Consider the following 12,935-nt stretch of genomic DNA (forward strand, 5'->3'; position numbering starts at 1 on the left):
AGAACAGACAGCTGAACCAGTTGAAACAGCTGTTTTTTGGCTAGGTTGGGGTGGCTAACTTCATTATAGAACTTTCGGACAATGTGCGCTGTTTTAAAAATATGAAAAAATAATCATAAAAAACTTGTAAAAATATAAATTTTATGGTAAAATGAATGCATTAAAGTTAAAGGAGACAAAACTATGTCTGGACAAATTCGTGTATCCCCAGAAACGCTACAATCTCGTGCTCGTGAATACGGAAAAGCGTCAAATGATATTAATACTATTTTGAACAATCTTCAACGTCTTCAAGACACACTTCGTACTGAGTGGGAAGGTGCAGCATTCCAAGGTTTTGACAACCAGTTTAATGAATTAAAACCTAAAGTTCAAAACTTTGCAGAATTGATGCAACAAATCAATACACAGCTCGACAAGACAGCTCAAGCAATGCAACAAAATGACCAAGATTTGTCTCGTAATTTCGGTCTTCAATAATAAAACATCTGGTAAGGTTGGGGTGGAGTCCTCAACCTTTTTATTTTGGAATTAAGGAGATAATATGAATCGTAAAACATTGATGGCAAGTGGAATTGTCTTATTAGTAATGGCGGCACTAATAACATTCTTTGCGGTTATTAAGCCAAATTCATTAAGTACAACCTCGTCGGATAATGTTGTTCAAAATACTACGCTTAAAATTGCAGCAGTAAATGAGGATACAGGTACAACATACAATGGACAAGTGCTCAATATGGGGACTATCCTTCTACACTCCTTTGATTTAAATACAAACTACGAAGTAGAAGTTGTATCAAGAGCAATTGCTGAAAGAGGATTAGAAAATGATGCATATCAATTGATGATTGTTCTACCAAGCAAATTCTCAGAAGAGGCTCTCGCCTTGGAACAGTCTGCTCCAAAGCAAGCAAATTTTCAATATCAAATAACATCAGATGAACAGCTAACTGTAAAGCAAGCCGAGCAAGCTGTCGTAGATTTCAAAAGTTTATTCAATAAAGATTTAATAAATATCTATTTTGCAAGCATCATTGGAAATTTACAAACAGCTCAAGCTCAGGTTAATGAAGTTGTTTCAAATGAAGGGAAAGCTTTAAACTCATACAATACGCTATTGGTTGATCCGCTGGTTCGTTATTCTAAACAGTTTACGGGCTTGGCGACTTCTCCTACAGATTTATTATCAACCTACTCTGCATTTAACAAGGATTTATCAAACTCAAATGATGCATTTACTTCTATCATCAATGTAGACAAATCATATGAGACTGAATTAGAACAGATTAAATCGTTCCAAGAAGCTTGGCAAACGTCCATTCTTACAAGAGAGGAAAATCTTCATGCTTTTGAAGAGCAAATCTCAAAGTTAAATGTTGATGAAAATTTAACCAGTCTCAATCAAATTAATGATCATATTGCGACAAACCTTAATGAACCAGCTGTATGGAAAGAAACCTCTGATAGAGTAAATGCCTATAATGAGGATATTACAACACTTTTGACTCAATTGAAAGAGTTAAATACTACAATTGATACTACCTTATCAAACTACGATTCCAAAATATCTGAAGCTGTTGAGAGTTCTCTAGCTGACAACAGTTCTGCTTTATCTAGTGCCAATCAAACATTAGGGAGCTACATTACAGCTCTGAATAAAAGTATGTCTGAACAGATCATTGCCAAATGGCCGAGCAGAATGTATAGTGATGAGTCACTCGATGGATTGTCCTTATCGAATTCAGATAAACAGCACTTGAAGAATGTTAATTCTTTTATAGTTTGGTATGCGAACAAAGAAAAGTTACCATTACCAGCAAGTGTCTCAGCGACATATGAATCTGAGGCGTTGAATCATATAAGAAATCAGATTGTATCACAGGTTGAACAACGTCGTGAACTGGCTTTGCCAACTCTCGAAGGAACGCTAAAGACTGTTGATATTCACGTTCCAAGTGGTTTTCAATTATTTGTAGAAGGGTTCAATCCCGTAAAAGTTAGTGATACCCACTATCAATTATCTTTTTCAAGTACGAATGATATACCAGCGAAGTTTTTCTATTCTCTAGCTGTCACAGATCAAAGTAAACTTTCAATACTAATACCTGCCGTTGTTTCCTTCTCGTTCACAACAGAAGAGGAAGTAGAGGTTGTCAAACCAGGAGAACCAAAAGAAATTAGTAGAGAAACACAGGTAGAATCTACACCAGTACCAGCAACAGAAACGACATCTGCAACTACAACTAGTGAGACAGAGGCGACGGAAACAGAGGTGACGGAAACAGAGACGACAGAAACCACCGCTCCAACAACTGCTTCAAATACAACAAAAACTGTCACTATCACGTTGGCGAATGAGACTGAAAAGAAAATGGTACAGCGACGTTATGAAGTGACAGACTCGATATCAAATTGGAGTTATGACCCGACGTCAATGTCGAGCGAAATTTACAAGGATGTTCAAGAGTATCTGCAACTTTCAGGGGTAGTAACAGCTTATTATGGATTGAATTTAACCCAAGGTAGTTATTTATCGACAACATTTACACCGCTAGAAGGGTCTCTGGCTTCTTTAGCTAACAGTGATGATTTGAAATCAATCGTTACTAACCTCATAAAAACCACAACTGTTGAGGCATTTAGGGATGATTTAAAAATTTCTGACGAAGAATTGAATGAGATTGAAAGTCGCTTAGCGGAGGTTGACTCCTTATTGGCTTCAATTGAAGGACTTCGAACATCAACTACGGATTTAATATCACAAACGGGAAGTTTGATTGAAGAAACGTCAATTATTCAGAAAACACTTCAAGATAAGCCAGCATTTACTGATACAGAAAAACGAGAGAATACGGATATCGTCACTGTAAGTATGGATATGAATTCTGACCTGACGGAATTGATGGCTGCAAGCCAAAGTCTCATGGAAAAAACAAAGTCCAATCAGGCAGTTGCTGAGACAATTGAAAGCAGCATGCAACAACTCTCAACGGACGTGACAACACTAGAGACTGATGGTGAATCATTGAACACTCGTGTTAATGAATTACAAGAAATTATGGCAGGTCAGTATGGGACCAATGAAGAGTTTCTTCAACAATTTTCAACTGTATTAAGCAATACAAAGACAGGTAATCAGAAAAATCAAGCTGTTTATGACTACCTCTCAAATCCTGTAGATGCCTCCAAAATTGAAAATGTATTGACGGTTGCATCTAGTTCAACAAGCGGGGAAACACGTCAGGATGATCGAACGAGCTTAATGCTCATTCTGATTGGGTATCTGATTAGCCTAGCTATTGCGTATCTTTTACAACATTCGGATATTCAAGGATTGCAGGAACGATTTAAGTTGACTCAACGCCTGTCTTGGAAAAATGCGACAGGTCCCGTTCTATTCCTCTCTATTTCATCTTTCTTGTCAGGTGCTATTCTTGCACTGGTTTCAGGTTATAAATTAGACTTTTCAATCGGTCAGACAAGCCTCTTTATCTTTTTAATGGCTCTTATTGTCATAAATATGACTTATGGTGTCAATTTGTTATTAGCGAAATTGAAAAGTTTTGGCTTCTTAATCGGCGTAGCACTGTTAATGCTTTACCTGAGTACAGCAACTCAACTATTTGATACATATTATGTATATTCAACGAAGTTTCTTGCGTCATTCTCCCCATTAAATTATCTGGAATTAATGATACGTAATTTTATTAATCAACAAGGGGAACTTTCTATATCTGTTAGTCTTTTGGTTGCTTTAGCATTAGGCTTAACCGGGGTGACAGTTTTGCTTTATCGAACAGTTTCAAAGGAGTCTTAAGATGAAAAAAAGGCTAGTTTGTGGGTTGGTTTACCTGTTATTTCTTGGAGGGCAGCTGGTTTATGCAAATGATGGTTCATTGCAAATAGATGCTAATTTAACGACTACTGCTGAAAAATCTGAAATTAGTTATATCGAACAGGAGAGCGACTTGGCAAAATTGTTTCAATCAGAAACAGAAAAATCTATTTCTGAAGTGCAAGAGGAAGCTGAGCAGTCTTATCGATTAGATAAGGAGGGTCTCTTTTTACATGAAATCCAGACAGATAGTGTCATTGAGACCTACCAGCCCCTATTGTTTACTTCTAAGACGATGGTACATCGCAATGATAGCTATGGAGTGTCTCTGACCGAGAAAAAAACGGGATTATCTTTACAGATGCTTCTAATAATTGTCTTGGGAATGACAGTGACTTTGTACTCATTGTTTCGTAATAAACTGAAAGGAAAGCAGTAAGATGAAAAAGTATCGATTATTTACCAGTATTTTAGCAACACTAATGATTTTAATTTTAGGAGGGTGTGGAATGACTTCGCAGAAAGAAACATTGACGAAGGAGCAACAGGATAATGTGGTGCGAGGAATTGTCAAGAATTATAATATAGAAACAATAAAATTTATAAAATTTAGTAAAGACCTAAAAACAGGTAGTTATCACTTGTTATTTACCATAAATAACAATGAAAGATACAAAACAGGAATTACAGTTTCAGAAATTTCAGAGTTTGATGAACGTCTGGACAATATTGGTCTCAGTCCTATTGAGGATTTTGAACCTCTGGAAAGGGATGTTCCAATCGATAGTACAGAAGATACTATTAAAAAGGTAGATGTGATATATTTAGGAGAATAGTATGTCAATCACAAACGAACAATATAAATGGTTAGCCGAGCAATCTTATTGGGTTGAGAAGGTTCGAGATGATGTTGATTATCATCCCGAAAAAGAGAAAAAATATTTTTTCAATGGGAAAGATAGTAGTCTCGGTCAATTCAAAGTCCTCAAAGTTGAAGACAACCCAACAAACGGTATGCAGGCCATGGCAGTTGCGCCAGTGGTGAATGGGGTGGTGGACTATGATAACATAACCATTGCTTATGCGGGGACAAATTTTGGAGATGTCAAAGACCGCCAAACAGATCTTAATAGTGTCATAGGTGGTCAGAACTATTTCGAGACAGCTCCTCAACTTCCTTCCGATAGTCAGGTTGATAGTGCGCTTGCCTTTGCTGCTGAGATTCGTCGAAGATACCCTCAAGCAACGATAGACACCACAGGGCATTCACTAGGTGGTTATCTAGGTCAGATGGTTGCCATTAAAAATCAATGGGCTGCGACAATCTTTAATGCCCCAAACCCTTCGAATATGCTAACTAAGGATGAAATAGCCTGGGCTAAAGCAAATACTGACATATTGGTTAGCTATCGCAATGAAAAAGATTGGATAGGAAACTATGGAGGCGATCCACTTGGAATTGCACGTGCTATTGCCCCTTACAAAGAAAATGATATTGAGGGACTTGATTCTTTGCATCATCATGGGCTCTCTACTTGGCAGTTTGATAAGCATGGCAACTTGGTGGACAAGTACGGGCTAGTAGTGGATAAGAAAAATTATTATGCAGAGGTGGATATTAATTCTGATGGGGTAGAAGATATTACTTTGTCAGCGACTAATACGACCCCTCGTAATCTATTTCTATCAAGTAGTGGTATTGGTCTATCTGGTAGTCAGAGGATCGAGATAAGTCCTGATACACTAAGGATGTTATCAAGCAATCTAAATATGTTGGCTCTGACAGAAATTCCAGCTATGATTAAAGCTTGCCAACTTTGCCAAGAGAAAAACGAAAAAATAAAAGGTGACTTTGAAACTCGTAAGCAAAAAGTGGAGGAAAGCATTGTCCAACGATTCAAAGAGACACGGTTGACTGAGGTGTTTTATAAGATGCATGAGTCGGTGGGTCAACTGGTTTCAAAACGCTCGATTTTTGAACAGCTAGCCTCTCCAAAAATGTTGCGCAATACTATTCCACACCCGGCATATTTTAGCTCAGGAGCTTATTTAGAATTATCTTCTTATAATAGCACCTTGAGTCACCTTAGCTCTTATAGTCAGACATTGTCCCAACAAGCCTCTTCGGAACAGTCTAGTGGTTTTATCTTGATTAACCCAACACCAAGTGTTTTGAAATCATCAGATATTCTAGAAGAAACGGCTAAGAACCTCAAAAAGAAAAGTGAAACAATCTTTGAAGGAACAGGTCTTCGTGAAGGGAAAAAAGATGGGATTAGTGAATCCTTAACGGAGGTTTTGAACATCGAACAAGCCAATCTGGCCCAGTTAAGCTTGGCTGTAGAGAACGTTGCCCAAATGACGTTGGGGCTTGCTGACCATTTCCAAACTATGGATGACTGGCTAGGTAGTCAGATACAATCAGGGGGCAGTCTTGAAGGGTTAACCATTCAAAATGTTCCAAGGTCCTATCAAGCATATCTTGAAGAAACGGGTATTTTTGATGATGTCAAGGATGTCTTACAAGCATTTGATGAACAAGTCGAACGAAAAAGTGCTACATATGCAAAGGATGTGTCAACTGGATTTTCAACAGCCTTTCAATCCGTTCAGTCCTCGCTTGAAAGATGGTCAAATCAGTTAGAGGATTTTAATCAGTCGGTTTCTTCAATAAAAAGTTCATTTGAAGTAGATATTTATATTGATAGGAAGACAAAGGTAGACAAAGGGTTCAAGATGAAGAGAGAGTACTGGGGAAATCTCTCTAGGTTATATGATTCCAGTTTAAAGTCATCGATTAGGACGGCAAACAAAGAAATCAAACCGTTAACTGAAAAATTGGTTTCGGCATTGGAGATAACCAAAACAGCTCAGAGCGATCTACAGAACATGAAACCTCAGTTGAAAACAATCATTGAAGAAGGGGTCTACGCTGCCTTTGATTTGGATAAAATTGTAGCCAGTCAAAAAGTCATCCAGCAACAAACTGCTAGAATTGGACAAGAATTGTCTTACGTTATTGATACCTTAACTTCTCAAATGTCCGGTGAAGCCATCTCAACACTTTCACTTCAATTAAGTCAAGTTCGAACATTAACTGGTTATTTCAATCAATTAGTTGGAGAATGTTTTGGAAATCAAGATAGCACACTTCCAAGCATGCCTAGTGGCGTCATTAGTCCACAGGCAATAAACTTTTCTTTAAATCCTTCATGATAGGGAGAAACGAAAATAGTTTCTCCTATTATTTTTTCTATTGAGGGTATATTTTTGATAAGTTCATGATATAATAAATAGTGAAATTACCTTAGGAGGAGTGGCTTTTTATGAATGAGTTTATCATGATTAGCTTAAATTGCAATCCTTTTGTGTCACAAGAACTGGACTTACGTGTACCAACTCATTTGACATTGAAAGAACTCTTACAGATTGTATCAGAAGCTTATAATTTAGGATTTGAATTAATCAATCCCAGTGCTAGAGATCATCAGTCTGGTCAAATACTAACAAGTACGAGTCGATTAGAACTACTAAAAGACGGAGTATTACTACAATTGGAAACTTTATAATATGGAGACAGGTATGGAAACACAAAAACGTGAATTAGTTGTTGAGGATGTGAAAGGAAATCGTGAGGTTGCATATGCCTTATTGACTGCTCATCATCCTCTTTTTGTTACTCAAAAAGTAGCTGAAGAAGAAAGTCGGTTGATTATTGAAAGTGAATTGACAGAGGAGTTGTATGATTGGTCTTTGCTGGAAGGCATGAATGCACAAGAAAAATTGCGTCATTTACTGAATATTGGGGAGCTTTACAGTGACTTAGAAGATTCCATTTACACTTACGAATTATCACCAGACAGTCTTGTATTTTCACGCAATGCGGAGCCTCGTTTCATCTTTAGAGGGATAAAAGAACAGCTCCCTCCCTATGAAGCTGTTACTGATACTGCCTTTCTAACTTCCTTTAAAGCTATGATTGTCTCTTTGATGGACAAAAAAGCGACTTATGATCAATTAATGGCAGGCAAACTCCCATTTTATAAGGGAAATCTTTTCTGTGAATCGATTGTTCAGGCAGAATCTCTTCAGGAAGTTCAGGAATTATTACTAGAAAAATACAACATTGAAAAGCAAGACATCACGGAAAACTTTTCACTTATTAGAAATAAGTATATTTCTCGATTAAAATCCATAACTGCTTTAGTTTCTATTGCTACGGTAGTGTCCCTTGCAGGAATCCTCTATTTCTTACTGTTTGCGATGCCACGTCAAGAAATGATATCCTCTCTCAGATTGGCGTTTATCAATAAGGACTATTCTAGAGTTGTGACGGTGATAAAGGATGCGGACTCTAAATCTCTTAGTCAAGATGATAAGTTTATTAGTGCCTATTCCGTTATCATGACAGAGCCCTTGACGGAAGAGCAAAAATCCGAATTGAGTAAGATTTCCACACAATCGAATGAAGATTATTTACGGTATTGGATATTGATTGGTCAAGCAAAAATTGATGAAGCAATGGATATTGCAAGTTATTTAGATGACCCTCAGTTAATGATGTATGGTTTGACGAAGAAAATTGATGAGGTGCAACGTGACTCAGAATTATCTGCTGAGAAACGGACAGAACAATTAAATAGCTATAAGAGTAAGTTAGAAGAATTGAAGAAAACCTATTTGACTCCTGAAACGGATACTCAAGCATTAACAGAATCGGAATAAAAGGAGAAAAAGATGCATTATTTAATCTATGAACAATCCGTTTATACCCTTTATCCGGAGAGGAGTTATCAACTTGGTATAGATGCTGAAATTGTTATCCCTACTAAGGATGAAATTGTATTAACTGTTGACCACGAGGGGGTTCATTTACTAGGACAATACTATAAAAGTGGACAGCATGATATTTCCTTAACAGATGGGCTTCAAATAACGCTCCTATCGTTTGAAGAAACCAAATACTATCTGCTAGCTGATAAGACCTTCCATTTATCAGGTAAACTGGATGCCCTTCTTTCTCTTGACGGATTTAATGGAGAAATCGTTGTAACAACAGAGGAGAATAAGCGGTGTCTCCAAAGTACGATTCCTTTTTACATAAATGGTCAATTTGTAACTGGTAAACATCACATTCAGGATTATGATGAATTACTTTTTGAGCAAGGACTGGTACTTCGTTTTCAAAAGCAAGTATTACTGGTGCAGACGCTATTTACAATAAAAACCAAACTGGTTGAATTAGCGGAAGTGACAGTAGAGGATCGAACCAGTGATTTTCACCGTTCACCAAGGATTATTTTACGTGAGCCAGAAGGAAAAGTTACAATTGCTTCGGCGCCAACAGAAGATGAAGGAAAAAAACAATCTCTCATTAAATTGTTGTTAACTCCTTTGGCGATGATTGTATTTACAGGTCTGACTTATCTCTTTTCATCGGGTGGAGGAATGGTCATTATGATGCTGGGGATGTCTTTGGTTACTATAGGGACATCCATTCATTCCTATTTTTCAGATAGAAAATCCCATAAAGAAACTCAGAATAAAAAGATAAAAGAGTATATGGAGTATTTGGACACTAAATATGAAGATTTGGCTCAATACCGCAGTGAACAAAAAGAAGCTCTTTTTTATCACAATCCAGATACATCAACTATACTTCAGATGGCTGAGAAAACAGACCGTCGAATTTATGAGAAAACACCTTTCCATTTCGACTTTTTGAGTTATCGTATTGGACTTGGTGATGTGCCTGCTAGTTTTCAAGTTGACTATGCAGACTCAGAGTTAACAAAATATAACGAAGAGGCTGGTCAGAAAGTTCGAGAATTACTTAGCTACTATCGCTTAACAGAAGACGTTCCTATAACAACGACAATTTCAAGTCCAATTGGTTATATTGGTACCCGTCGTGTCGTGATTGAGCAGGTTCAGCAATTAATGATGCAAATTGCAACTTTCCAAAGTTATCATGATGTTCAGTTTATTCCGATTTTTCGAGAGGAGGAGTTGTCATTATGGAATTGGAGTCGTTGGTTGCCTCATACAAAGATAAAAGCGCTGAATAGTAGAGGGTTTGTCTATAGCCAGCGGACTCGAGACCAGTTATTGACCTCACTATACCAAATCATAAAGGAACGAAAACTAGATAGTGAGCAGGATAAGGGGAAAGAAAAAGTATATACACCTAGATATATCTTATTGATTACAGACTTGAGCCTCATGCTCGACCATAATATTATGGAATACATCAACGAAGATCTTTCAGATCTAGGTATTCACTATATCTTTGTAGAAGAAGTGATTGAAAGTTTGCCTGAACACGTTAAAACGGTTGTTGACTTCAGAGGTGACAAAAAAGGTACTTTGTTGCTTCAAGATGGTGTATATGTCAATAAAATCTTCACACCCCATCCTGCAGTTGCTTTGTCAGAAAAGGATAACTTTGCTCGTCATATGGCAGCAATAAATCATGTCCAAACCTTGCGTAATTCGATTCCAAATAGTATCACTTTCCTGGAAATGTATGGAGTGAGTCGCGTAGAAGAATTGAATCTATTGAAACGCTGGGAGGAAAATGAAACCTACCAAACGATGGCAGTTCCACTAGGTGTTAGAGGCCGAGATGATATTCTCTACCTCAACCTTCATGAAAAGGCACATGGACCTCATGGTCTCATTGCAGGTACAACAGGTTCAGGGAAATCAGAACTTGTACAATCTTACATCTTATCTTTGGCTGTAAACTATCACCCTTATGAAGTAGCCTTTCTGTTAATTGACTACAAGGGTGGAGGAATGGCTAATCTCTTTGCGGACTTGCCACACGTCGTTGGTACCATTACAAACTTAGATGGTAACCAAGCCAATCGAGCACTTGTTTCGATTAAGGCAGAACTTAAGAAACGTCAACGAATTTTTCTTGAAAATGACGTCAATCACATTAATCAGTATACCAAGCTCTTTAAAGAAGGTAAGGTTAAAGAACCACTCCCACATCTATTGATCATTAGTGATGAGTTTGCGGAATTGAAGGCGAATCAACCAGAATTTATGGATGAGTTGGTTTCTACAGCCCGCATTGGTCGTTCTCTTGGGGTAAAACTGATTCTTGCGACACAAAAACCAAGTGGGGTTGTAAATGATCAAATTTGGTCCAACTCCAAGTTTAAAATTGCTCTTAAGGTACAAGATGTAGCGGACTCACGAGAAGTTATTAAGACCCCAGATGCGGCAGAGATTACTCAAACTGGTCGGGCTTACTTGCAAGTGGGGAACAATGAAATTTATGAACTGTTCCAAAGTGCTTGGTCTGGAGCTGACTATAATCCTGAAGGTAGAAATAGTGTCCAACGTGATATGACAGTCTACGAAATCACAGATAGCGGCCAGTACAATGCCATCAATAAAGACTTGAGTGGACTAAACAAACAAAAAGAGACCAAGGCTGTTCCGACAGAATTGGATGCCATTGTGGAAGAAGCGCATGAACTGTTTGAGGGTCTCCATATTCCGAAAGTAGCTAGTCCGTGGTTACCACCATTAGCGGAAAAAGTTTATGCCAAAGATTTGGCTTCTGTAAACTTCAAGGACTACTGGGGAACTTCAGACAATCTTCAATCCATCTTAGTGGGCTATCAAGATATCCCTGAGCGTCAAGAACAATCACCGCTCTACTTTGATATGGAGCAACGAGGACACATTCTATTAGTCTCTAGCCCAGGCTTCGGGAAATCAACCTTCCTACAAAACTTTGCGGTAGATGTCATGCGAAAACAAACGCCAGCACAGGTCCACTTCTATCTCTATGATTTTGGGACTAGTGGCTTGATTTCGCTATCAGATTTCCCACATGTGGCAGACTATTTTGCTTTGGATGAGACAGAGAAAATCATGAAATCTCTTCGCTTCTTGATGAAAGAAGTGAAAGCTCGTAAGCGCGCCTTGTCTAAAGCCAAGGCAACGAACCTGAGTCAGTATAATCAGCTTTCAGAAGATAGTTTTCCTACTATCTTTATCGAGATTGATGGCTTTGATAGTGTCATGGATGCACCGTTCTCAGATTCCTTCTATGATGTCTTAAATGTTATTGCTCGTGATGGTGCGTCACTTGGTATCTATCTAATTGTGACCCTATCTCGCCTCAATGCCATGCGTTTGCAGCTACAATCAAACTTCAAGACTAAACTTTCTCTATTCTTATTTGATTCGAGTGATTTATCTGGTGTTGTTGGTCGCTCCAATATTCCACTGGACGAAATCAAGGGACGAGCTATTGCTAAACTTGATGAAATTATCCAGTTCCAGATGACCTTGCCTTACACCAGCGAAGCCTATGCGGATTACATCATCGAAGTGGGTAATGAGGTTGAAGCCATGAGGACAGCCTACACAGGAGAGTTACCAAGTGGTATCCCGATGTTGCCTGAGAAGGTCAAGCCTGAAAGCATTGACCTGTCAGCCAAGGATTTTGTCTTTGGTTTGGAAAGGGAGTGGGTTCAGCCGGCAGGATTTAGCTTTGAGAAGCCAGTCTTGATGGCCGCAGAAGGCCCATCCTTCATCAACACTTATTACAAGATTCTTGATTTCCAACTGAAGCGGTTGTCTAACCGTTACAACACGGTTATTTTGGATAACAATGGAAAGGTTCCTAATCAGTTGTTTGAGGGGTTTAATCGCTTTAGTAGTACGACAGAAGTCAGCGATGTTTTACAGACCATTGTTACTGACTTGAAGGAACGGGTTGCTAAGCCACAGGAGAGCTATCAAAACTGGTTAGTTCTTATCCCAGATATCGCTTCAACAGGGATGAGTGCAAGATTGAGCGAGGCTGACCTGAAACTGCTCTTGGTTGAGGGACCTAAGTACGGTGTTACGCCATTGTTTGTGGGTGGCTACCAAGATTTGATTAACAATAGTTATGACAGTTTCGTCAAACTCATGCTTCAGCTGGTTGACCAAGTTTTTTTGGGGGTTCGCATCAGCGACCAGAACCACACTCGCTACCCTTACATTAACAATGAACCAGCACTCAAGCCGAATCAGGGTTACATTCTTTACCCAGAGGGGTATGAGTTTGTGCAGTTGATGGAACTTTAGA

At 38.4% G+C, this 12,935-nt stretch carries 8 protein-coding genes; all 8 read left to right on the plus strand.

The genetic code is table 11. The features are described 5' to 3' along the window. Positions 1-183: 183 nt before the first annotated feature. Positions 184-480, plus strand: coding sequence for a WXG100 family type VII secretion target (locus ACHBID_RS10105; RefSeq protein ID WP_044693326.1), 297 nt, complete (start codon positions 184-186; stop codon positions 478-480). A 64-nt stretch (positions 481-544) separates the two neighbouring features. Beyond that, complete coding sequence (gene esaA, locus ACHBID_RS10110; RefSeq protein ID WP_394732225.1) at positions 545-3,817, plus strand: type VII secretion protein EsaA; 3,273 nt, start codon at positions 545-547, stop codon at positions 3,815-3,817. Between the two features lies 1 nt (position 3,818). Next, on the plus strand, positions 3,819-4,274 hold the full coding sequence (locus ACHBID_RS10115; RefSeq protein WP_394732226.1) for a type VII secretion protein EssA: 456 nt from the start codon (positions 3,819-3,821) through the stop codon (positions 4,272-4,274). 1 nt (position 4,275) lies between these two features. Further along, entirely contained in the window at positions 4,276-4,671 is a 396-nt protein-coding gene (locus ACHBID_RS10120) for a hypothetical protein (RefSeq protein ID WP_394732227.1), read from the plus strand. Between the two features lies 1 nt (position 4,672). Next, positions 4,673-7,051 carry an SA1320 family protein gene (locus ACHBID_RS10125; protein WP_394732228.1) on the plus strand — a complete coding sequence of 793 codons (2,379 nt, stop codon included), beginning with the start codon at positions 4,673-4,675 and terminating at the stop codon, positions 7,049-7,051. 110 nt (positions 7,052-7,161) lie between these two features. Continuing rightward, entirely contained in the window at positions 7,162-7,404 is a 243-nt protein-coding gene (locus ACHBID_RS10130) for a MoaD/ThiS family protein (RefSeq protein ID WP_044693335.1), read from the plus strand. A gap of 13 nt (positions 7,405-7,417) precedes the next feature. Further along, entirely contained in the window at positions 7,418-8,560 is a 1,143-nt protein-coding gene (gene essB / locus ACHBID_RS10135) for a type VII secretion protein EssB (protein ID WP_394732229.1), read from the plus strand. A gap of 12 nt (positions 8,561-8,572) precedes the next feature. Then, on the plus strand, positions 8,573-12,934 hold the full coding sequence (gene essC / locus ACHBID_RS10140) for a type VII secretion protein EssC (protein ID WP_394732230.1): 4,362 nt from the start codon (positions 8,573-8,575) through the stop codon (positions 12,932-12,934). The last annotated feature ends 1 nt before the right edge of the window (position 12,935 follow it).

This window comes from Streptococcus sp. A25 (assembly GCF_043674095.1).
GTDB classification, from domain to species: Bacteria; Bacillota; Bacilli; order Lactobacillales; family Streptococcaceae; genus Streptococcus; species Streptococcus suis_V.

Excerpts from the sequence above, each read along its gene's own strand:
- ACHBID_RS10105 (WP_044693326.1), top strand. The coding sequence starts at position 184 with ATGTCTGGACAAATTCGTGTATCCCCAGAAACGCTACAATCTCGTGCT.
- esaA (WP_394732225.1), top strand. The coding sequence starts at position 545 with ATGAATCGTAAAACATTGATGGCAAGTGGAATTGTCTTATTAGTAATG.
- ACHBID_RS10115 (WP_394732226.1), top strand. The coding sequence starts at position 3,819 with ATGAAAAAAAGGCTAGTTTGTGGGTTGGTTTACCTGTTATTTCTTGGA.
- ACHBID_RS10120 (WP_394732227.1), top strand. The coding sequence starts at position 4,276 with ATGAAAAAGTATCGATTATTTACCAGTATTTTAGCAACACTAATGATT.
- ACHBID_RS10125 (WP_394732228.1), top strand. The coding sequence starts at position 4,673 with ATGTCAATCACAAACGAACAATATAAATGGTTAGCCGAGCAATCTTAT.
- ACHBID_RS10130 (WP_044693335.1), top strand. The coding sequence starts at position 7,162 with ATGAATGAGTTTATCATGATTAGCTTAAATTGCAATCCTTTTGTGTCA.
- essB (WP_394732229.1), top strand. The coding sequence starts at position 7,418 with ATGGAAACACAAAAACGTGAATTAGTTGTTGAGGATGTGAAAGGAAAT.
- essC (WP_394732230.1), top strand. The coding sequence starts at position 8,573 with ATGCATTATTTAATCTATGAACAATCCGTTTATACCCTTTATCCGGAG.